14 protein-coding genes are annotated in these 21,815 nt (G+C 66.2%); 5 read left to right on the top strand and 9 right to left on the bottom strand.

What is annotated here, in order from left to right; translation table 11 throughout:
- Positions 1–40 precede the first annotated feature (40 nt).
- A complete protein-coding gene (locus WKB25_RS04255) occupies positions 41–742 on the bottom strand; it encodes a hypothetical protein (RefSeq protein ID WP_340568885.1) in 702 nt (233 codons plus the stop codon).
- Positions 743–897: 155 nt separating this feature from the next.
- Here WKB25_RS04255 and WKB25_RS04250 point away from each other — a divergent pair, with 155 nt between their 5' ends.
- Both WKB25_RS04250 and WKB25_RS04245 read left to right on the top strand, forming a co-directional pair.
- Entirely contained in the window at positions 898–1,797 is a 900-nt protein-coding gene (locus WKB25_RS04250; RefSeq protein ID WP_340568884.1) for an ABC transporter ATP-binding protein, read from the top strand.
- Between the two features lie 12 nt (positions 1,798–1,809).
- The gene (locus WKB25_RS04245; protein WP_340568883.1) at positions 1,810–5,394 is read left to right on the top strand and encodes a M1 family aminopeptidase; all 3,585 of its coding nucleotides are present in this window, start codon (positions 1,810–1,812) and stop codon (positions 5,392–5,394) included.
- Positions 5,395–5,565: 171 nt separating this feature from the next.
- Here WKB25_RS04245 and WKB25_RS04240 read toward each other — a convergent pair whose 3' ends face one another.
- From WKB25_RS04240 to WKB25_RS04215, 6 genes are all read right to left on the bottom strand, one after another.
- On the bottom strand, positions 5,566–5,871 hold the full coding sequence (locus tag WKB25_RS04240) for a hypothetical protein (protein WP_340568882.1): 306 nt from the start codon (positions 5,869–5,871) through the stop codon (positions 5,566–5,568).
- The gene (locus WKB25_RS04235) at positions 5,868–6,332 is read right to left on the bottom strand and encodes a GNAT family N-acetyltransferase (protein ID WP_340568881.1); all 465 of its coding nucleotides are present in this window, start codon (positions 6,330–6,332) and stop codon (positions 5,868–5,870) included. Before WKB25_RS04235 ends, WKB25_RS04240 begins: the two co-directional genes overlap by 4 nt.
- A gap of 90 nt (positions 6,333–6,422) precedes the next feature.
- Positions 6,423–6,809 (bottom strand): SseB family protein, encoded by a 387-nt coding sequence (locus tag WKB25_RS04230; protein ID WP_340568880.1) that lies wholly within the window; start codon positions 6,807–6,809, stop codon positions 6,423–6,425.
- 124 nt (positions 6,810–6,933) lie between these two features.
- Complete coding sequence (locus WKB25_RS04225; protein WP_340568879.1) at positions 6,934–8,652, bottom strand: alpha-amylase family glycosyl hydrolase; 1,719 nt, start codon at positions 8,650–8,652, stop codon at positions 6,934–6,936.
- Complete coding sequence (locus tag WKB25_RS04220; RefSeq protein WP_340568878.1) at positions 8,652–10,139, bottom strand: MFS transporter; 1,488 nt, start codon at positions 10,137–10,139, stop codon at positions 8,652–8,654. The genes WKB25_RS04225 and WKB25_RS04220 overlap by 1 nt, the downstream gene beginning before the upstream one ends.
- Positions 10,136–12,328: a Six-hairpin glycosidase-like protein gene (locus tag WKB25_RS04215; RefSeq protein ID WP_340568877.1), complete on the bottom strand. Its 2,193-nt coding sequence runs from the start codon at positions 12,326–12,328 to the stop codon at positions 10,136–10,138. Before WKB25_RS04215 ends, WKB25_RS04220 begins: the two co-directional genes overlap by 4 nt.
- Before the next feature lie 236 nt (positions 12,329–12,564).
- Here WKB25_RS04215 and WKB25_RS04210 point away from each other — a divergent pair, with 236 nt between their 5' ends.
- Positions 12,565–14,622: a glycoside hydrolase family 97 protein gene (locus WKB25_RS04210; RefSeq protein WP_340568876.1), complete on the top strand. Its 2,058-nt coding sequence runs from the start codon at positions 12,565–12,567 to the stop codon at positions 14,620–14,622.
- Positions 14,623–14,847: 225 nt separating this feature from the next.
- Positions 14,848–17,604, top strand: coding sequence for a TonB-dependent receptor (locus WKB25_RS04205; RefSeq protein ID WP_340568875.1), 2,757 nt, complete (start codon positions 14,848–14,850; stop codon positions 17,602–17,604).
- Between the two features lie 519 nt (positions 17,605–18,123).
- Here the strand turns inward: WKB25_RS04205 and WKB25_RS04200 are convergent.
- A complete protein-coding gene (locus tag WKB25_RS04200; protein ID WP_340568874.1) occupies positions 18,124–19,737 on the bottom strand; it encodes an alpha-glucosidase family protein in 1,614 nt (537 codons plus the stop codon).
- Between the two features lie 203 nt (positions 19,738–19,940).
- Here WKB25_RS04200 and WKB25_RS04195 point away from each other — a divergent pair, with 203 nt between their 5' ends.
- A complete protein-coding gene (locus tag WKB25_RS04195) occupies positions 19,941–20,939 on the top strand; it encodes a polyprenyl synthetase family protein (RefSeq protein WP_340568873.1) in 999 nt (332 codons plus the stop codon).
- A gap of 62 nt (positions 20,940–21,001) precedes the next feature.
- On the opposite strand, the gene WKB25_RS04190 is transcribed toward WKB25_RS04195, so the two are convergent.
- Entirely contained in the window at positions 21,002–21,787 is a 786-nt protein-coding gene (locus WKB25_RS04190; RefSeq protein WP_340568872.1) for a dienelactone hydrolase family protein, read from the bottom strand.
- Positions 21,788–21,815: the final 28 nt, after the last annotated feature.

Here is a 21,815-nt window from a genome sequence, read left to right as displayed (position 1 = left end):
TGTGATCCAGCGCACCGATGCCAACGCATTCAGGAAGATTTCACGACTCTGCCCTGGCCCGCCACCAAGCGCGCCCCCGGTGCCAGCTCCACGCCAGCATCAGCACCGCGTACAGCGCCAGCAGCAGCTGCAGCCCCTGCTTGACGAAGAACAGCAGCGGCAGCCAACCATAGTCGGCGTCGGCCATTTTCATCTGCAGGCCCGGCACCAAGCCCAGTGTCGCGGTTTCTCCGCGCAGGCCAGGCCCAGCCTCCACCACGGTGATCTTCAGGCGCAGGGTGCCAGCACCCAGCGTAAGTGGCGGGGCCGGTGGTGGCCATCGGAAATCAGTGGGCGACGCGCCGGGTTCGTCCGGCGTGAATTCGCGCGTCACCTCGCCCGCGCCATGCGAACTGACCGGCATCGCCCGATAGAGCGCGTGCCGACCGTCATGCTCGACCTTCAGCCTGATCGGCTCGCCGGGCGTGCGGAAGCGCAGGAAACCGTCGTACTGACTGTTCTGCCAGTTGCCAAGCACCGGGTCCGGCTGGTCGTAGTCGGGCGGGGGCCTCCGGAACGTCAACGACAACTGCGGCCTGCCCGGCAACAGCCGCTCGGTTTCCAGCGTCAGTTGCGTGCCCGGCTGCAGCAGCAGCGGTGCCGATACGTAGTGCGTGGCAGTACGGAAATCGGCCAGCGACAGTGCCAACCCGATACTGAGCGAGATCAGCAGCAACCAGTTGAACCAGAATGCGATGCGCACCGGATGTCCTTTTCCGCGTCAGGGCTGAACGAGTATATCCAGCCCCCTGCGCTGCGCTGACGCCCCCGCCTGACGGCACCATGACCAAAGGGGCATGACGCCCCCCTGTTCAGCGCGATAAACAGCAGATCAACACACGGAAAGGTGTACGTCGCATGCTGAAGATCGATTCGCTGTCCAAGACGTACGCCAACGGCGTGCACGCGTTGAACGGGGTCACCCTGGATATTCCCCGCGGCATGTTCGGCCTGCTCGGGCCCAACGGTGCGGGGAAATCCTCGCTGATGCGCACGCTGGCCACGCTGCAGGAGGCCGACAGCGGCAGTGCCACCCTGAGCATTCCAGGGGAAACACCCATCGACGTGCTGCGCGACAAGGACGCCGTGCGCCGTCGCCTGGGCTACTTGCCGCAGGATTTCGGCGTGTACCCGAAGGTCAGCGCGCTGGACCTGCTGGAACACTTTGCCGTGCTGAAGGGCCTGACCCAGCGTGGCCAGCGCCGCGAGGTGGTCGATGGCCTGCTGCAACAGGTGAACCTGTGGGATGCACGCAAGCGCAAGCTGGGCACCTACTCCGGCGGCATGCGCCAGCGCTTCGGCATCGCCCAGGCGCTGCTGGGCGACCCGCGCCTGGTGATCGTCGACGAACCCACCGCCGGGCTCGACCCGGAAGAACGCAACCGCTTCCTCAACCTGTTGGCAGCCATCGGCGAGAACGTGGCGGTGATCCTGTCCACCCACATCGTCGAGGACGTGACCGACCTGTGCCCGACCATGGCGATCATGAACAAGGGGCAGGTGCTGCTGACCGGCCGCCCCACCGATGCAATCGACGCGCTGCAGCAGCAGGTCTGGCGCAAGCAGGTGGACCCGTCGGAACTGGCTGACCATGAGGCGCGCTACACGGTGCTGTCCTCGCGCCTGGTCGGTGGCCGTCCGGTGATCCACGTGCACAGCGCCAGCGACCCGGGCGATGGCTTCGCGCCGGTCGCACCCGATCTCGAAGACGTGTATTTCCAGCGCCTGCGCCTGCAGGCGCGTGCCCGTGCAGCTTGATCGGAGTACACCATGACCCTCGACTTCTTCCGGTTCGAGCTGCGCGAGCAGCTGCGTTCCCCGCTGCTGTGGCTGTTTGCCGGTCTGTTCGCTCTGCTCGCCTTCGGCGCCGCGTCCAGCGATGCGGTGCAGATCGGGGGCGGCAGCGGCAACGTGCACAGCAATGCCCCCACCGTCGTCGCCTCGATGCTGGGCATCTTCACCCTGCTCGGCATGCTGGTGTCCACCCTGTTTGTCAGCAACGCGCTGCTGCGTGACTTCGAACTGGGCACGGCCGAACTGATCTTCGCCAGCCCGATCAAACGCCGTCACTATCTGGCCGGGCGCATCGGTGCAGCGCTGGTGTCGGGCCTGCTGGTATACGTGCTGATCGCCGTTGGCATACTGGTGGCGCAGTTCATGCCCTGGGTCGATACCGAGCGCCTGGGGCCCACCAACTGGGCCGGCTATGCCTGGACCTTCGCGGTGGTGGTCATTCCCAACCTGCTGTTCACCACGGCACTGCTGTCGCTGCTGGCGGTAACCACCCGTTCGATCCTGTGGGTGTACATCGGCGTGGTCGGTTACTTCGTGCTGTACGGGGTGAGCGCCGCCCTGCTGCGCGACATCGACAACACCTGGATCGCGGTGCTGACCGAGCCATTGGGCATGCGTGCGCTGTCGCGCACCATCCGCTACTGGTCCACCGAAGAGCGCAACAGCGGCATTCCGGAACTGGCCGGTTACCTGCTGACCAACCGGGTGCTGTGGCTGACCGTGGCCGCCGCGCTGTTCGCAGCCACCTTCGCCCTGTTCCGCACCGAACGCAGCGGCAGCGGCCGCCGGCGCTGGGGCCGCGGCAAGGCAGTGGCATCAGCAGATCCCGCGCCGCTGCGGCCGGCAACGACCACGCTGCCGCGGGTGACGCCGGTGTTCAGTACAGGCACCGCGTGGCGGCAGTTCCTGCGCCAGGTGCGCTTCGATACATGCGGGGTACTGCGCAGCGTGCCCTTCATCGTGCTGCTGGTGTTGGGCCTGGCCAATTTCCTGCCGTCCGCGCTGTTCCGGCAGACGCTGTACGGCACCTCCATCTGGCCGGTCACCTCGCAGATGATCATGGCCCTGCAGGGCGCCTTCAGCTGGCTGCTGATCATCATCGTGCTGTTCTTCGCCGGTGAGCTGGTGTGGAAGGAGCGAGGCGCACGCATCAACGAGGTGAACGATGCGATGCCGGTACCCAACTGGGTGCCCTTGCTGGCCAAGTTCGTCGCACTGCTGGCGGTGATCGCCTGCTTCCAGGCGGCCGGCGCGCTGGCAGCCATGGCCGTGCAGCTGGCCAAGGGCTACACCCATCTCGAGCCGCTGCTGTACCTGCGCAGTCTTGCGCTGGATTCGGTGGTGTACGTGCTGATGGGCGGTCTGGCGCTGGTGCTGCAGGTGCTGACCAACAACAAGTTCTTCGGCTACGCGCTGCTGGTCGTGGTGATGATCGGCCAAGGCGTGCTGGGCATGCTCGACTACACCCAGAACATCTACAACTTCGGCAGCTGGCCGATTGCCCCCTATTCGGACATGAACGGCTACGGCCACTTCCTGACCGGGCAACTGGCCTTCCAGGGCTACTGGGCGCTGTTCCTGCTGGCACTGATGTACCTGGCATCGGCGTTCTGGGTACGTGGCGTCAGCCAGGGCCTGCGCCAACGGCTTGCCCTGGCCGGGCGACGCCTGCGTGGCCCCACCGGCGCGATGGCAGCGCTGGCCGCCGTCGCGTTCATCGCGGTTGGCGGGTGGCTGTACTGGAGCACCAACATCCGCAACGATTTCCTTTCGCCGGACCAGCAGCTGGACCTGCAGGCACGTTACGAACGCGAACTGTCGAAATACCGCAACCTGCCGCAGCCGCGCATCATCGCCGTGGACAACCGGGTGGACCTGCATCCCGAGACCCAGTCGATGGTGATCGACGCCAACTGGACGATCCGCAACACCCACACCGCGCCCATCCAGGAGGTGCACGTGGCCGCGTCCGACGACAAACAGCTGGTGGCCGTCGACCTCGGCGGACAGACGCTGTCGATGCACGACGCCGACCTTGGCTACCGCATCTATCGCCTGGCCACGCCGTTGCAGCCGGGCGAAGAGCGCCGCATCCATTTCCGTGTGGTGCAGCAGCCCCATGGCATCACCGCAGATCAGGCGCCGAGCAACATCGTCGACAACGGCAGCTTCTTCAACAGCCGCATACTGCCGTCCTTCGGCTACAACGAAGGCGTTGAGATCAGCGACCGCAATGAGCGGCGCAAGCGTGACCTCGGCGAGCCACGGCGCATGCCCAAGCTGGAAGACGAAGCCGCACGCGCGAACAACTACGTCACCAACGACGCCGACTGGCTCGACTTCCGCAGCACCATCTGCACGGCACCGGACCAGGTGGCACTGGCGCCGGGCTACCTGCAGCACGAGACCACGGTGAACGGACGGCGCTGCTTCAGCTATGCGATGGACCGGCCGATGCTGAACTTCTATGCCTACCTGTCGGCACGCTGGGAGGTTCGCCGGGCGAGATACAAGGACATCCCGATCGAGGTGTATTTCGATCCCGCCCATGGCTACAACGTGGACCGCATGATCGACGCGGCACAGAAGTCGCTGGCCTACTACGAAGCCAACTTCACTCCGTACCAGCATCGCCAGGTACGCATCATCGAGTTCCCGGGCTACCAGCGCTTCGCCCAGTCCTTCGCCAACACCATTCCCTATTCTGAATCGATCGGCTTCATCGCCGACCTGCGCGACCCGGACAAGGTGGACTATGTGTTCTACGTGACCGCCCACGAAGTTGCGCACCAGTGGTGGGCGCACCAGGTGATCGGCGCCAACGTGCAGGGTGCAACCGTGTTGTCCGAGTCGCTGTCGCAGTATTCGGCACTGATGGTGATGGAGCAGGAATACGGTCGCCAGCACATGCGCCAGTTCCTCAAGCGCGAGCTGGATGGCTACCTGTCCGGGCGCGGAGGTGAAGCCATCGAGGAGCTGCCGCTGGAGCGTGTGGAGAACCAGCAGTACATCCACTACCAGAAGGGCTCGCTGGTATTCTACCGCCTGCGTGAGGAAATCGGCGAGGAGGCGCTCAACCGCGCCCTGAAGCGTTTCCTGCAGGACAAGGGCTACCAGCAGCCGCCGTACACCACCTCGCGGGAGCTGCTGGCCTACCTCCGCGCCGAAACGCCCGCCGACCGCCAGCAGCTGGTCACCGACCTGTTCGAGAAGATGAGCTTCTACGACAACCGGGTGTTGGCCGCCAGCGCGCGCAAGCGTGCCGACGGTCGCTACGACGTGACCCTGGACCTGCATGCCAGGAAGCAGTACGCCGATGGCAAGGGCAAGGAAACCGCCGGTACCATGGACGACTGGGTGGAGATCGGTGTGTTCGCCAATGGTCACTCGGGCAAAGAGCGCGACCAGAAGGTGCTGTACCTGCAGCGCCACCACATCACCACGGCCGAGCCGAAGATCACGGTGACGGTGGATGCCAAGCCGGATGAGGCGGGCTTCGATCCGTACAACAAGCTGATCGACCGGGTGAGCGAGGACAACCGGCGCAAGGTGACGATGTGATGTGAGCGACGGTGCCGGCCCGTGGGCCGGCATCGTTTGCGGAAGCATCCACACATGGAGTGGATCTACTGGCATGCATCCACGCGTGGCGTGGATCATCCCGGACGATGCGATGGCGGAAGTAGATCCACGCCATGCGTGGATGCCGTACTTCCCCGTTGACGCCCTCGGCTACGCTGCGGGGCTCTGCGAACCGGCCTTCGGCCCCAGCACCGCCAGCAGCACGTAGATCACGATCGACGCCACGGTGCCGAGTGCAGCCAGCAACATGAAGGCAAACTCCGAACGGCCCTGCTGCCGCGCCCACTGCCCCAGATGCCAGGCCGCCCCAAGGTTGATCAGCCAGGCGATGACGAACACCGGCCACTGCACGAAACCGACTGCACGCAACAGCGGCATGGCGATGAGTGCTGCGACGATGGCGCCGATCAGGAAGGCCAGGGCCAGGCGGGAATGGTGTACCGAAGCGGCGGTCATGCGCCCAGCTCCCGTACCATCACCAGTACGCGATACCCGTGGTTGTCGGCTTCCTGCACGGGCCTCCAGCCCAACCGCGCGTAAAGGCCGCCATCCAAGGCTTCGGTCTGCAGGTACAGATGCGAGACGCCCATCCGCACCGCCTGCGCTGCAGCCTGTTCGACCAATCTGCCTGCCAACCCACGGCCTCGATGACTGTCGGCCACGAACACGCTGCCCAGCCAATGCTCGTACTGCGGCAAGGCCTGCATCTCCCGGCGCTTCAGCTGCACCGCGCCTGCCACCTGGCCGCCATCGAATGCTGTGATCAGGTGCGGAAAGCCTTCCGCATCCTGCGGCTGGTTGAGCCGCTGCAGTTCCTGCTCCAGCGACACGCCGGCGTCCCGGCCCCATTGCGCGTTGTACCACTGTGCCAGCTGCAGCCTTTCCGGCGCGTCAGCGGGTAGCACCCTGAATTCCATGGCGAAGCCTCGATCCCTATGTCGTGCAAGAGGATCACGTACGGCCGCCAATTGGAAGCAGACGAGCGACGGCCCAGCGCTACAGAACGGTCAGCCCTGCGCGAAATCCTTCAGGATCTCGCCGACGCCGCTGGGCGAGATCTCGAAGCCGAGCGTGGTGCCCGGATTGATCACCACGCCGTAACCGCCCGGCACGCGACGCAGCACGTCCAGCATCAGCCAGCGGACCTGATGCTCGGCCTGCTGGCTGTAGATGCCCACCCGCGCCGGATCGGTAAACACGGCCACGTGCAGGGTGCCCTGTTTGTCAAACAGGAGCGGATCGAAGCCGCTGCCATCGGGGGTGACCAGGCTGCCGGTCAGCAGCACCACTTCGGAAGCGACAAAGGCCTCCATGAACGCCCGGATCGGCACTGTTCCGTCCATCGCGGCCTTGAGCAGGGTTTCGATCGGGGTCTGCGGGGCAAGGTCGGTCATGGCAGTGCGGGCGCGGCATCAGGGGGTGCCTATTGTGCCGGATGCGATCAATCCCGGTAGTGCCGGCCGCTGGCCGGCACCTGCAGGTGCCGTGGTTTCATGGGTTGCCGGCCAGCGGCCGGCACTACCTTTTCCGAAGCCGCTGGTCGCGCGCCTGCTGGTCGGCCACGGCCTTGTCCAGCTCGGCCTGCAACGCTGGCTGCTTCACGTCCGCATCCAGTACGAACACCTTCACCCCGTGCGCTGGCACCTCCGCCTTCAGCGCCCCCGTTACTTTCACCTCGCCACCGTCCAGCGCGTCGCGCCAGATGCCGGCCTGCAGGTAGCGGTCCACGTTGAATGTCTTCGCGGCATCGCCCTTGTTCAACAGCACCACCGCAGTCTGCGCCACGTCGGCGTGCTGCAGCACGCGGAAGAACACCGCTTCATCGCCCTGCAGACGTTCGTTCACCTGCAGGCCGCGCTGCAGCGCCGGCGTGGCCTCACGCAGTTTGGCGATGCGTTGCAGCGGCGCGAAGATCGGGCTCTGCGGGGCGGCATCCACCCGCGGCTGGCCGAAGTAGGCGCGGTTGCCGGCGTGCTCGGCGCGGCCGCGCATGAAGCCGGTTTCCGATCCGTAATAGACCACCGGAATGCCACGTGCGGTGAACAGCCAGTTGTGCGCGTCGATGAAGCCGTTGTCGCTGGCCTGCAGGCGCGGCATGTCATGGTTGTCGTAGAAGCTCATCAGCTCGTACGGGTTGGCGTACGGGCCACCGGTCAGGTGCAGCGGCTCGGACAGGGTTTCAAACCCCTTGCCGGCAGTGCCGAAGGTCTGTTCCAGCGCGCCGCGCAGCGGGAAGTCGAGCACGCTGACATTGGCGTTGGCCGGCCAGGTGTGTTCGGCGATGCTGGCCGCGCTGTAGTCGAACGCCTCGCCGAACATGAACATGCCTGGGTGCTGCGCGCGGATGCGGTTGACGAACTCGTGCCACCACGGATGCGGCAGCCAGCCGATGGTGTCGATGCGCAGTGCGTCCACGCCCTGCGCGGTCCACTGCAGGTAGGCACCCACCAGATAGTCCATCACCGCCGGGTTGTCCTGGTTGAAATCGCTCAGCTCGGCCAGGTTGCCGTCGAAGATCGAGCCGTCCTTGCTGTCGACCGGGCCGATGTTGTTGTAGAACGCGTGCAGCGGATTGTGCTTCGGGTCCAGCTTCTGCGGCGGCAGGTTCTGGTGGTCGGCAATCAGCGCGCCGTCCTTGTCGAAGATCTGGCCGAACTGCGGCTGCCGCTTGGGCATGGTCCATGCCGGCGACCCGTGGTTGCCGACGATGTCCAGCACCACCTTCAGGCCGGCGCTGTGCAGCCCCTTGGTCAACCCGGCAAAGTCCAGGTCCTTGCTCGGCAGGTGCTCGTCCAGTGTGTAGAAGTTGATGCCCCAGTAGCCGTGGTAGCCGGTCTTGCCACGGTCGGTCAGGGTGCTGGTGCAGCTGATCGGCTTGCTGCCGGTGAAGGCCTCATCCGGGTTGTCGACGATGGGCGTGATCCACACCGCGCCGAAACCGAGGTTGCGGATGTAGTCGGCGTTATCCAGCACGCCGCGGAAATCACCACCGAGATAGCCGATGTTGCCGTCCACCTTGTCCGGGCACGGCACCGGGATATCGAACGTGCGGTGCTTGCCGCCCTGGTCGCGGTGATCGTTGGACGAATCACCGTTGACGAAGCGGTCGGTGACCACGAAATACACCGCGTCGCTGGCGAACGGTTCGGTGGTACCGACATAGGACGGGCGTGGCGCAGCCGCGGCGTGGCCAGCGAACAGCACAAGGGATACAGCAACAGACAGGGCACCACGCATCACACCACCTCCGGACGGGACGGAACCCGCAACACGCACAGGCCGGCAATCAACAGACTGCAGCCACCCAGCACCAGCACATGCATCGGCTGGCCTCCCAGCCATGCGCGCAGGGCGAAACCGAGCGCGCTGGCCGCGACCAGCTGCGGGATCACGATGAAGAAATTGAAGATACCCATGTACACGCCCATCTTCGCCGCTGGCACGCTGTCCGACAGCAGCGCATAGGGCAATGACAGGATCGAGGCCCAGGCAAAACCCACGCCGACCATCGACAGCAGCAGCCACTGCGGATCGTCGATGAACATCATCGAGATCAGCCCTGCCCCGCCCAGCCACAGGTTGACCAGGTGGCTCCAGCGCAGGCCGATCGCCCGCACCATTGGCGGGATCAGCAGCGCGGCCAGAGCCGCGAAGCCGTTGTAGGCACCGAACAGCACGCCCACCCAGTTTGCGCCCTCGTTGTAGGCCGCCGATTCGACGTCGGTGGAACCGAAGTGCATGCCAGCTACCGCACGCGTGGTGAAAATCCACATCGCGAACAGTGCGAACCACGAGAAGAACTGCACCCAGGCCAGCCGACGCATGGTGATCGGCATCGCGCGCAGGTCACCGACGATGGCTGCCAGCATGTGCGTGCCCGGCAGTACCCGCGCCGCCGCCAGCAGTGCGCCGTAGCCCGCGCACAGGCCGGCCAGTACGTACAGCATCTTGTCGCCCTGGCGCCACGCGATCAGCGCCGCCAGCAGCACGCCCACACCGAGCCACAGCACAACCTTCGCCCACGGCGCGGGGCCGGTGACCGCAGTGCCGGCGTGGTGCGCCGGTGGTTCGGCGTCATCGAAGCTGGCCAGCTCGTCGGGCGAATACTCGCGTGTGCTGACCACCGTCCAGGTGATCGCCACCAGCAGCACCACCGCGCCGAAGTAGAACGCATAGCGCACGGTATCGGGCACCTCCCCCGCCACTGCCGTGTTGGCAACGCCGAAGTGGGCCAGGATGAAGGGCAGGAAGCTGGCCACGATCGCGCCGATGCCGATGAAGAAGCTCTGCATCGCATAGCCGGCCGGGCGCTGCCGCGGTGCCAGCTGGTCGCCGACGAAGGCGCGGAACGGCTCCATCGACACGTTGATCGAGGCGTCCAGCACCCATAGCGTGCCGGCCGCGATCCACAGCGTTGGCGAGTTCGGCATCACCAGCAGGGCCAGCGTGGTCAGCACCGCGCCGATCATGAAGAACGGGCGGCGCCGTCCCCAGCGCGTCCAGGTGCGGTCGGACAGGTAGCCGATCACCGGCTGCACCAGCAGGCCGGTCAGCGGTGCGGCGATCCACAGCCCCGGCACCGCCTCCATGTCCGCACCCAGCGTTTCGAAGATGCGGCTGGCGTTGGCATTCTGCAGGGCAAAACCAAACTGGATGCCAAGGAAGCCGAAACACATGTTCCAGATCTGCCAGAACGACAACTGCGGCTTTGCAGGACGACTCATCGTGCGTCCTCTGCTGCCGCTACCGGCGCGACCTTCAGCGCCTGCACCTGGGCCTGGTTGAGCACGCCGTCACGCCCGCCCTTGCCGCCGGTGTAGTGCGCGAAGTGCTGCAGCGCGCTCATGTTGAAGCCCTCTTCCAGGGTCACCGTGCATCGGCCCTTGGGCACTGCGAAGGTTGCAGCGGTCGAGTCCTGCGCCGCCACGCTGTGCGGCAGAGCCACTGTGTGCCGCTGCGACGGCTGGCCCTTGCACTGCACGGCCAGCTGTTTCACCGCCGCGGTCACACCGGTGTTGATGGGACCGTTCGGGTTGCTGTACTGCAGGCGCAGGCGTACGTGGCCCGCCCCGGCAGCGTTGAACTGCCACTGCCGGCTGCCACGCAGCACCTGCTGCGGGCCGACGCAGACCATCGGGCTGTGCAGTGATTCCAGTGCACCTTCGCGACGGGTCAGGCTCAGGCAGTGCTGCAGCCCGTCATCGCCGATGCGCACCTGGCCCTTGCTGGCAGTGGCCGCGACTCCGTCCTCCCAAAGGACCTGGCCGGCGGCGACCGCGACGGTCCAGCCCTTGCCACTACGCTTTGCCTGCGGCGCAAGCGGTGCGGCCGGTGCACGTGCATTGGCATCGGCGCGCGGCACATCATGGCTCGCCGCTGCCGGCGCGGCGACCAGCTGCACGGTCGTCGTGGCACCACGCGTGCGCGTCTTTCCCGCGACCAGCAAGCCAGCACCCGCCTGCTTCGGGCGCTCCAGCACATAGCGCTTGCCGCCCGACTCCAGACTGATCCGCTTCTGCTTTCCGAACAGCTCCGGCACCAGCTCGGCCGGCAGCTTGGGCTGCACGCGACCGTCGTCCTGCACGCCGAACACACCCTCGGTCACCATCGACAGATAGCCGGCCACCGACCACAACTGGCGCTCGGAGTTGACCACCGGACCACTCAAGGCACCTTCGTCCACGTGCACGGCCTGGGTGACCAGCTCGTAGTTCTCCATGTTGGAGCCGGCCAGCGCCGCCCCCTGCATCAGCGAGCGGATCTCGGTGGCGATGCGCGGCGCATCATCCACCTTGCGCGCCGCGCGCAGCGAGTAGGCGCTGACGAACGGCCAGATCGCGCGGTTGTGGTAGATCGGCTGCTGCGCTTCCTGCGGCCACACCACCGGGCTGCCGGCAGCACCCATCGGATAGCCCGCCAGCGCACGGCGCGCACGCTCAGCAGGCAGCACATCGGCGAGGATGCCCAGTGACAGGCCGAGCAGATCGATCTTGGCGTACGGCACCGGGTGCGCCGCTTCGCCGATGTAACTCATGTACTGGCCCATGTCTTCGCGCCAGAAGCGTGCGTCGATCTGCACCGCCAGTGCGTCGGCCCAGGCCTTGTACTGCTCGCTGCGTTCGTCGCCCAGCTGCGCGGCCATCTGCTGCGCCAGGCGCAGCGCCTGGTAATGCAGCACGTTGGTGGACAGTGCGTAGGAGTCGCCGATGAAGCGCACGTCCTCGCGTGTCCAGTCCGGATAGGTCTGCTCGCGCCAGTCGAGGAACGAGGTCTCGCCGCGATACAGGCCCATCTGCGCGTCGAACACCATCGCTCGATCCTGCGCCAGCGTGCCCTGCAGCGCCTGCCATACCTGCTCGGCAAACGCAGGATCATCCAGCAGGTGGCGTGCGGCCAGGAACCACACCACGCGGTCGCTGCTGATCGGCCAGCTGCCGCCGGAGCCGGTGTCCTGGGCCACGAACAGGCCGGGCGTATGCCCGTCGCGCGCCGCCGACAGCTTGAACTGCAATGACTGCCGGGTGCGCTTCGGGTCCAGCTTGGCCAGCGCTAGGTCGGCAGCAAAGCTGACGTCGCGCGTCCACACGTAAGGCCAGCGCGCGCCGGTCTGGAAGCACTCGCACGGTACCGGACGGCCTTCATCGAAGGCCGGATCACGGATGGCTTCCACCCGGTCCTGGTCCATTTCCTGCTGGGCCAGCGCGAACAGCGCATCGAACATCACGCTGCCGGTGTGGCTGCGCATGGGCGCGGCGGCGATGCGCACCGCGCCCTTGGGCGCATGCAGGATGAAGCTGCCCTTGGCAGCGGCTTCGGCGCGCGCCTGGTGGCCGTCGAATGTCAGGTCGGCCGCGTGCGCGGTCGTCCCCAGCGCTGCCCCCAGGGCAGCGGTCAGGCAAATGATCTTCAGCATCGAAGCGGCAGACCGGCTTGCGCCCGTCGACCTCCCTCCCTCTCTGCACCGTTGTGGGTCCGCACTGCCGTTGCCGGCGTACGGGCGCGGCACCTCCCTCAAGGTGCCCTGGCCCCATGGTAGACGCGGGGCTGTCGGCTGCGTCCAGCTGCATACGTATTCATGGCGCGCGGTACCGGCGCACCTGCCGCGCTGGCTTATGGTCCGGGTCTGTCAACGGCGCCTTGGGAGGGGAAATGCCGACGTCACCCACAACGGTACGCGCAGTGTTCGCGCACGCCTTCGGCCTCGCCCTGCTGGGATTGGCCACGCTGGCACAGGCGGCTGCACCGCAGATCGCCAGCGTCGAATCACCGGACAAGGTACTGAAGGTCAGCCTGGTGCTGGACGGCGGTACCGCGCGCTACCGCGTCGAGCGTCTCGGCCAGACCGTGGTGGCCGATTCGAAGCTGGGTTTTGAACTGCGGGATGGTCGCCTCGACCGCGACTTCAGCCTGCTGACGCAGGAACGCCGCAGTGTCGACGACAGCTGGGAACAGCCGTGGGGCGAGCGCCGCCTCACCCGCAACCACTTCAACGAGCTGACCGTGCACCTGGCCGAAACCACCGGCAGCAAGCGCCGGCTGGACCTGGTGTTCCGCGTCTACGACAACGGCCTGGGTTTCCGCTACGTGTTCCCCGAGCAACCAAACCTGCGCGAAGCGATCATCGATGACGAACTGACCGAGTTCGCGATCGCACCGGAGTCCACCGCCTGGTGGATACCCGCGGGCGAGCCGATCCACTACGAATACCTGTACCAGCGCACGCCGCTGCAGGAAGTACCGCTGGTACACACGCCGATGACCCTGCGCAGCCACGACGGCCTGCACGTGGCCATCCATGAAGCGGCCTTGGTCGACTACGCCGGCATGTGGCTGCGCCGCACCGAGGGCCAGCGCCTGCGCGCGCAGCTTTCGCCTTCTGCCGAAGGCTGGAAGGTGCGCCGCACCCTGCCCTTCGCCACGCCATGGCGCACCGTGCAGATTGCCGACCGCGCCGGTGGCCTGGTCGAGTCCGACCTGATCCTCAACCTCAACGATCCCAATGCGCTGGGCGACGTGAGCTGGGTGAAGCCAGCCAAGTACCTGGGGGTGTGGTGGTCGATGCACCTGGATGAAGAAAGCTGGGCGACCGGACCGAAGCATGCCGCGACCACCACGAATACGCGGAAGGTGATCGACTTCGCCGCTGCGCACGGCTTCCGTGGTGTGCTGGTGGAAGGCTGGAATACGGGCTGGGACGGCAACTGGGTCGGCAACGGTTACGACTTCGACTTCACCCGCGCCACACCTGATTTCGACATCGAAGCACTGTCGGCGTACGGGTTGAAGAAGGGCGTGCACCTGATCGGCCACCATGAAACCGGCTGTGCGATCGAACACTACGAAGACCAGCTGGATGCTGCGCTGGACCTGTATGCGCGGCTGGGCGTGGACCAGTTCAAGACCGGCTACGTCTGCGACGACGGCCAGGTTGATCGCCGCAATCCGGCCGGCGGCCCGCTGTGGCGCGAGTGGCACGACGGACAGTTCATGGCCCGCCATCACCTGAAGGTGGTGCAGGAAGCTGCCCGCCGCCACCTGTCGGTGAACCCGCACGAGCCGATCAAGGACACCGGCCTGCGCCGCACCTACCCGAACTGGATCTCGCGCGAAGGCGCGCGCGGGATGGAATACAACGCCTGGGGCCAGCCACCGAACCCGCCCGAGCATGAGGTCAACCTGGTGTTCACCCGCATGTTGGCCGGGCCGATGGATTACACCCCCGGCATCCTCAGCCTGAAGGGCCGCCACGGCCAGGCCATCCCCAGCACGCTGGCCCGCCAGCTGGCCCTGTACGTGGTGCTGTACAGCCCGATCCAGATGGCTGCGGATCTGCCCGAGCACTACCTGCAGCACCGCGACGCGTTCCGCTTTATCGAGGACGTCGCGGTGGACTGGGAGCAGAGCCACGTGCTCGATGGCGAGGTCGGCGACTACGCGACGATCGTGCGCCGCGACCGCAACAGCCGCGACTGGTTCCTCGGCAGCATCACCGATGAGAATGGCCGCGTGCTGCCCGTCTCGCTGGGCTTCCTGGAGCCGGGCGTGCGTTACCGCGCCGAGATCTACCGCGATGGCGACGGCGCGGATTTCCGCAGCAACCCCTTCGCCTTCAAACGCGAAACACGCGAGGTCAGCAGCACCGATTCACTCACCCTGGTGCTGGCGCCGGGCGGTGGGCAAGCCATTCGATTCACGCCATTGGATTGATGAACGCCCCCGCGTGACGTTCGCCGGGCATGGCCCGGCGCTACCGCGGCGGGGGTCTGGAAGCGATTACAACCCTGCAAACGCCATTGAATACGTATGCAGGGTGATTCCCACGAAGAACGCGCTGCCTACCATAGCGGCGACGACAGCGGCCACCGCGTCGCACGTCCTCGACAGCACCGGGACGACCACGAATCGCACTACAACATTGCCTGGGAGGGGAAAATGTTGAACCACAAGCGCAGTGCGCTGAGCATCGCGTTGGCCGTCGTACTGACGCCATCGCTGGCAGCAGCACAGACCACGCAGACCACCACCCCGCCGACCGGCACCGCCGCCACCAACCTGGATACCGTGCAGGTCACCGGCATCCGTCGCGGCATCGAAAGCGCCATCGCCACAAAGCAGGACGCCACCTCGGTGGTCGAAGCCATCTCCGCCGAGGACATCGGCAAGCTGCCCGATGTCAGCATCGCCGAATCGATCTCGCGCCTGCCCGGCCTTGCCGCGCAGCGTGTGGCCGGTCGTGCGCAGGTGATCAGCGTGCGCGGCCTGTCGCCCGATTTCGCCACCACCCTGCTCAACGGCCGTGAAGTGGTCAGCACCGGCGACAACCGCGGCGTCGAGTTCGACCAGTACCCGTCCGAGCTGGTCAACGGCGTGACCGTGTACAAGACCCCGGATGCGGCGCTGGTCGGCCAGGGTCTGTCGGGCACCATCGACATGCAGACCGCACGTCCGCTCAGCTTCCCCGACCGCGTCATCGCGATCAGCGGCCGCTACCAGAAGAGTTCGCTGGGCCGCGCCGCCGACACCGATCCGTATGGCAACCGCTTCAGCGCCAGCTACATCGACCAGTTCCTGGACAAGACGCTCGGCATCGCCATCGGCTACGCGCACAGCGACATGCCGATCCAGGAAAACCAGGTGGGCCTGTACGAGCCATGGACCACCGAGCACACCACCAACGGCAACCGTCCCGGCGTTGCCGCTGGCACCTACTTCACCGATGGCATCAAGGCGTTGCGCCGCACCGGCAACAACAAGCGCGACGGTGTGATGGCCACGATCCAGTTCCGGCCGAACAACAGCTGGACCAGCACCTTCGACGCGTTCCATACCGAAGCGGAGCAGATCGACACCGCCAACCAGTTCGAGCTCAACCTCAGCAACTACAACGGCGGCTACACCCCGGGCCTGCTGGTCAGCAACCCGCAGGTCAATGCCAGTGGCACCTTCACCGGTGGCACCGCCAGTGGCGTGTACCCGCTGGTGCGCGGCATGTACAACAAGCGCAAGGACAAGATCGATGCGTTCGGCTGGAACAACGAGTTCACCTTCGGCAGCGTCAAGCTGGTCGCCGACCTGAACTACTCCAAGGCCACCCGTGACGAGCTGAACCTGGAAAACAACCTGCAGCTGACGCCGATGCCGCAGCTGGATACGGTCGGTGTGCAGTTCCGCCAGGATGGCTTCTCGCAGATCAGCCCGGGCCTGGACTACTCCAACCCGGACGCGCTGTTCCTGACCAACACCATCTACGGTTCTGGTTACGGCAAGGTGCCGAAGGTGGAAGACCGCCTGAAAGGCGGCAAGCTGGCCGCGACCATCGCCCTGCCCGAAGCGATGGCGTCGTGGGCACCGGATCTGGATATCGGCGTGAACTATGCCGACCGCCGCAAGGTGAAGACCCAGTCCGAAGGCAACATCCTGCTGGGCGCGCAGGGCGATGCCAACATCGCATCGGATCTGCAGTACCGCCCGGTCAACCTCGGCTTCGCCGGCCTGGGCACCATCCCGGCCTGGAACGTGCCGGGCGCAGTCGGTCGCTACATGACCTTCAACCCGGTCGACAACCTGGACTACCTGATTCCCAAGTCGTGGACGGTGCAGGAAAAGATCACCACCGCCTGGGCGCGCCTGAACATCAACACCGACATCGGCGTGGTCGGCGTGCGCGGCAATATCGGCGTGCAGATGCAGCACACCGACCAGAGCTCGGACTCGCGCTACTGGGACAGCTCGCAGGCGGCCGGCAACAACATCCAGCCCTACTCGGACGGCCGAAAGTACAACGACTGGCTGCCCAGCTTGAACCTGGCCTTCATGTTCCCGCACGAGCAGACCCTGCGTTTTGCTGCAGCCAAGCAGGTCGCGCGCCCGCGCGTGGACCAGATGCGCGCGGGCCTGGAGTTCGGCGTGGATACCGGTACCGGCCGCCCCGGCGGCAGTGGTGGCAACCCGTTGCTGGACCCGTGGCGCGCCACTGCGCTGGACCTGTCCTACGAGAAGTACTTCGGCGAGAAGGCCTACGTGGCCGCCGCGATCTTCTACAAGGACCTGAAGAGCTACGTCTACACCCAGTCGGTGGACAACTACGACTTCACCGGCCTGCTGGGCGACTATGTGCCGCCGCCGGGCATGGTGGTACCGGTGCTGCCCACCGGCACCTTCTCGACCCCGGTGAATGGCAAGGGCGGCACCCTAAAGGGCCTGGAGCTGACCGCATCGTTCCCGCTGGACATGCTGACCGACAGCCTGCGTGGCTTCGGCGTGCAGGCCAGCGCGACCTTCAACAAGAGCGACATCCAGATCCTGGATCCGGAAAGCGCGTCCAGCGTGGGCACCGACCCGATCAGCCTGCCTGGCCTGTCCAAGCGCGTGTACAACTTCACTGCCTATTACGAGCGCAGTGGCTTTGAAGCACGCGTCAGCCAGCGTCGTCGTTCGGACTTCATCGGCGAGATCGGCAACTTCAACGGCAACCGCACCCTGCGCTACGTGGTGGGCGAGAACGTGACCGATGCGCAGATCAGCTACACCTTCAGCGACAGCAGCAGCCTGCGCGGGCTGACCCTGTTGCTGCAGGGAAGTAACCTGACCAACGAGCCGTACCGCACCTACGCCGGCACCAAGGATCGCCCACTGGAGTACATCGAGTGGGGCCGCACCTACATGCTGGGCGTGAACTACAAGTTCTGACCTGCACGGTAGTGCCGGCCGCTGGCCGGCACCCAATCGAAAACCCGCTGCGCAGGCAGCGGGTTTTCTTTTGCGCGTGTGCCGGCAGGTGATCGGCAAGGCCCATCCACGCATGGCGTGGATCTACTGACATCGGTGCACCGTTGCCACGTGCGGATGCCGCACACCGCCACGTCTCCCCCGATGCACCCACGCCATGCGTGGATGCCGCCCACAGCAACCCAGCCCGGTAGATCCACGCCATGCGTGGATGCCGCCCACAGCAACCCAGCCCGGTAGATCCACGCCATGCGTGGATGCCGCCCACAGCAACCCAGCCCGGTAGATCCACGCCATGCGTGGATGCCGCCCACAGCAACCCAGCCCAGTAGATCCACGCCATGCGTGGATGCCGCCCACAGCAACCCAGCCCGGTAGATCCACGCCATGCGTGGATGCTCTACACCGCAACCGCGCCCACAAAAAAGGGACGGGGCGCTTCGGCCCCGTCCCCGCAAGTACCGCCACCGGAGAAATCGGTCAGCTGCGTCGTGCGCAATACACCGCGCGCGGCGGCAGCTGCAGTTCATTGCCCTGCACCGTCCCCGCATCCGGGCCCGGTACGGCCACCTGCTGCCAGGTACCCACCGGCAGCGGATGGGTCACCGCCTCAGCCGACAGGTTGAAGGCCAGCAGGAGAGTTTCATCTGCAAGCATACGCTCGAACAGTAGCACTGGTTCGGCACTGTCCAGGAACCGGATGTCACCGTGCAGCAGGGCCGGCTGGGTGCTGCGCCAGGCCAGGAAACCACGGAAGGCCGACAGCACCGACTGCGGATCCTGCGCCTGCACCGCCACGGCCGCAGCCTGGTGCTCGGCCGGGATCGGCAGCCACGGCTTGCCGGTTGTGAAGCCGGCCTGCGGCGCGTCGATCCACGGCAGCGGCGTGCGGCAACCGTCGCGTCCCTTGAAGTTCGGCCAGAAGGTGATGCCGTACGGGTCCTGCAGCGCCTCGAACGGCACCTCGGCCTCGGCCAGGCCCAGCTCCTCGCCCTGGTACAGGCAGACCGAGCCGCGCAGTGAGCACAGCAGCGCCACCAGCATCCGCGCCAGGCGCGGGTCGGCCGGATGGCCACCCCAGCGGCTGACCGCCCGCTCCACATCGTGGTTGGACACCGCCCAGCACGGCCAGCCCTGGGTCATCGCTGCTTCCAGACGCGACACCGTGTCGCGGATGTAAGCCGCGCTGTAGTCGTTGACCAGCAACTCGAAGCTGTAGCCCATGTGCAGGCGGCCATCCTGGGTGTATTCGGCGGTGGTCGCCAGCGAGTCCTCCGACGAGATCTCGCCCAGGCTCACCGCCCCCGGGTACTCGTCCAGCAGGGCACGCAGCTGCTCCAGGAACGGCAGGTTCTCCGGCTGGGTGTTGTTGTAATAGTGGTACTGGTAGGCGTACGGGTTGTCCGCGCTGAAGCCGCGGCCGACGCGCTTGTCGGCCGGCTTGGGCGGGTTGTCGCGCAGCTGCGCGTCATGGAAGCAGAAGTTGATCGCATCCAGTCGGAAGCCATCCACGCCCCGGTCCAGCCAGAAGCGCACGTTGTCCAGGGTCGCCTGCTGCACCTGCGGGTGGTGGAAATTCAGGTCCGGCTGGTCCACCAGGAAGTTGTGCAGGTAGTACTGCTCGCGGCGCGGCTCCCACTGCCAGGCACCGCCGCCGAACAGCGACAGCCAGTTGTTGGGGGGCGTGCCGTCCTCGCGCGGATCCACCCACACATACCAGTCCGCCTTCGGGTTGCTGCGGTCCTGGCGGCTCTCGCGGAACCAGGCGTGCTCGATCGAGGTGTGGCTGAGCACCTGGTCGATCATCACCTTCAGGCCCAGGCCGTGGGCCTTGGCCAGCAGCCGGTCGAAGTCGTCCAGGCTGCCGAACAGCGGATCGACATCGCGGTAGTCGGCGATGTCATAGCCGAAATCGGCCATCGGCGATCGGAAGAACGGCGAGATCCAGATCGCATCCACGCCCAGCGCGGCGATATGGTCCAGGCGCTGGATGATGCCCGGCAGGTCGCCTACCCCGTCGCCGTTGGCGTCGAGGAAACTGCGCGGGTAGATCTGGTAGATGACGGCTCCGCGCCACCATGGATAGTGCGACATCGACAGCCCCCCTCCGGGCATGCGGGACCCGCTGCAAGCGGGCTGAAATCCTACTCCCGCAAGCTTAGCGGCGGCTCCCCGGCGATGGCGCTGCCTGCATACGTATTCACGCCCGGCCGGTCCGGCTCACGCGTCGGTGACGCCATCCGCCCCAATTCACAGGCAACGCCTATAATCAGGGATGAGCCTGAAAGCCTGATCGCATGACCACCACCGAAGACACCCGTCCCGCCCTGGGCCTGTCCCAGATCCAGTCGCTTGCCGCAGCCGACATGGCTGCCGTCGATGCCCTGATCCGCCGCCGGCTGTCCTCGGATGTGGTGCTGATCAACCAGATCGCCGACCACATCATCTCCGCGGGTGGCAAACGCCTGCGGCCGATGCTGGTGATGCTGGCCGGCCATGCGGTCGGCGGCGCCGGCCCCGAGCACCACCAGCTGGCAGCGATCATCGAGTTCATCCACACCTCCACCCTGCTGCACGACGACGTGGTGGACGAATCCAGCCTGCGGCGCGGCCGCAGCACCGCCAATGCACTGTGGGGCAACGCGCCCAGTGTGCTGGTGGGCGACTTCCTGTACTCGCGCAGCTTCCAGCTGATGGTCGAGCTGGACCGGATGTCGGTGATGCAGATCCTGGCCGACACCACCAACCGCATCGCCGAAGGCGAAGTGCTGCAGCTGCTGCACGTGCACAACCCAGACACCGACGAAGCCGCCTACCTGCGCGTGATCGAGCGCAAGACCGCGGTGCTGTTCGCCGCCGGCACGCGCCTGGGTGCACTGGCCAGCGGCGTCGATGAAGCCACCCAGCAGGCCCTGTACGACTACGGCATGCACCTGGGCTACGCCTTCCAGATTGCCGATGACGTGCTGGATTACTCGGCCAACGCCGACGAGCTGGGCAAGAACCTCGGTGATGACCTGGCCGAGGGCAAGGCCACGCTGCCGCTGATCCATGCCATGGCCCATTCCGACGAGGCCACCCGCCAGCGCCTGCGCGCGATCGTGCAGAACGGTGACGCCTCGGCGATGCCGGAAGTGCTGGCGGCGATCCACGCCACCGGAGGCCTGGAATACAGCCGCCGTCGTGCCGAGGAATATGCAGAGGCCGCCGAACGCGCGCTTGACGGCCTGGCCGACAACGATGCCGTCGCCGCCCTGCGCGGCCTGGCCCGCTACGCGGTACAGCGTTCGCATTGATGAAGGAGTGCCGACCAACGGTCGGCACTGAAACATCGGTGGGTGCCGACCGTTGGTCGGCACTACATGAACCGCTCCTCGAAGAATTCATCCAGCGCCTTCCAGGCACGCTTCGCCGCACGCTCGTTGTACTGGCAGCCCGGCGGACTGTTGGCATCGCGCTCGGCAAAGCAGTGCACCGCACCACTGTAGTTGGTGAACTCCCAGTCCACCTTGGCCGCGTCCATTTCCTTCTGGAAGCTGCCGATGTCCTCGGCGGTCACGCTCTTGTCGTCGGCGCCGTTCAACACCAGTACCGACGGGTGGCTGCCACCGGCCTGCGCCGGCAAGGGCGACCCGAGCCCGCCATGCAGGCTGACCACACCCGCCAACGGCGCGCCGGCGCGGGCCAGTTCCAGCACCGTGGTGCCACCGAAGCAGAAGCCCACCGCGCCGATCCGGCTGGCGTCCAGCGGTGCCCTGCCCGCTTGTGCCTTCAGCACGTTGACCGCCTCCAGTGCCCGCGCCCGCAGCAGCGGCCGATCGTTGCGCAGCTTGCTGGCCACCGGCCCGGCCTCGGCATCGGTCTTCGGTCGCACGCCCTTGCCGTACACATCGGCCACCAGCACCACGTAGTCATCGCCAGCCAGTTGCTTGGCCTTCTCGATGGCCGATTCGTTCACGCCCTTCCAGTTCGGCACCATCACCAGGCCCGGGCGCTTGTCGTTGTCGCCATCGTCATAGACCAGCACGCCACTGAAGGTCGTGCCCTGGTGCTTCCACTCCACCGGCTGCGTCTTCATTGCCGCAAACGCTGGCATCGCCGCCAGCCCCAGTACCATCGCCACGCCGCAACGCCAACGGTTCATGCGCCTGCTCCAGAAAAAGGGGACGGAG

It is taken from the genome of Stenotrophomonas sp. G106K1 (assembly GCF_037969685.1).
GTDB classification, from domain to species: domain Bacteria; phylum Pseudomonadota; class Gammaproteobacteria; order Xanthomonadales; family Xanthomonadaceae; genus Stenotrophomonas; species Stenotrophomonas lactitubi.
This window is presented reverse-complemented; position numbering and strand designations above follow the sequence as displayed.

Excerpts from the sequence above, each read along its gene's own strand:
- WKB25_RS04250 (WP_340568884.1), top strand. The coding sequence starts at position 898 with ATGCTGAAGATCGATTCGCTGTCCAAGACGTACGCCAACGGCGTGCAC.
- WKB25_RS04245 (WP_340568883.1), top strand. The coding sequence starts at position 1,810 with ATGACCCTCGACTTCTTCCGGTTCGAGCTGCGCGAGCAGCTGCGTTCC.
- WKB25_RS04240 (WP_340568882.1), bottom strand. The coding sequence starts at position 5,871 with ATGACCGCCGCTTCGGTACACCATTCCCGCCTGGCCCTGGCCTTCCTG.
- WKB25_RS04235 (WP_340568881.1), bottom strand. The coding sequence starts at position 6,332 with ATGGAATTCAGGGTGCTACCCGCTGACGCGCCGGAAAGGCTGCAGCTG.
- WKB25_RS04230 (WP_340568880.1), bottom strand. The coding sequence starts at position 6,809 with ATGACCGACCTTGCCCCGCAGACCCCGATCGAAACCCTGCTCAAGGCC.
- WKB25_RS04225 (WP_340568879.1), bottom strand. The coding sequence starts at position 8,652 with ATGCGTGGTGCCCTGTCTGTTGCTGTATCCCTTGTGCTGTTCGCTGGC.
- WKB25_RS04220 (WP_340568878.1), bottom strand. The coding sequence starts at position 10,139 with ATGAGTCGTCCTGCAAAGCCGCAGTTGTCGTTCTGGCAGATCTGGAAC.
- WKB25_RS04215 (WP_340568877.1), bottom strand. The coding sequence starts at position 12,328 with ATGCTGAAGATCATTTGCCTGACCGCTGCCCTGGGGGCAGCGCTGGGG.
- WKB25_RS04210 (WP_340568876.1), top strand. The coding sequence starts at position 12,565 with ATGCCGACGTCACCCACAACGGTACGCGCAGTGTTCGCGCACGCCTTC.
- WKB25_RS04205 (WP_340568875.1), top strand. The coding sequence starts at position 14,848 with ATGTTGAACCACAAGCGCAGTGCGCTGAGCATCGCGTTGGCCGTCGTA.
- WKB25_RS04200 (WP_340568874.1), bottom strand. The coding sequence starts at position 19,737 with ATGTCGCACTATCCATGGTGGCGCGGAGCCGTCATCTACCAGATCTAC.
- WKB25_RS04195 (WP_340568873.1), top strand. The coding sequence starts at position 19,941 with ATGACCACCACCGAAGACACCCGTCCCGCCCTGGGCCTGTCCCAGATC.
- WKB25_RS04190 (WP_340568872.1), bottom strand. The coding sequence starts at position 21,787 with ATGAACCGTTGGCGTTGCGGCGTGGCGATGGTACTGGGGCTGGCGGCG.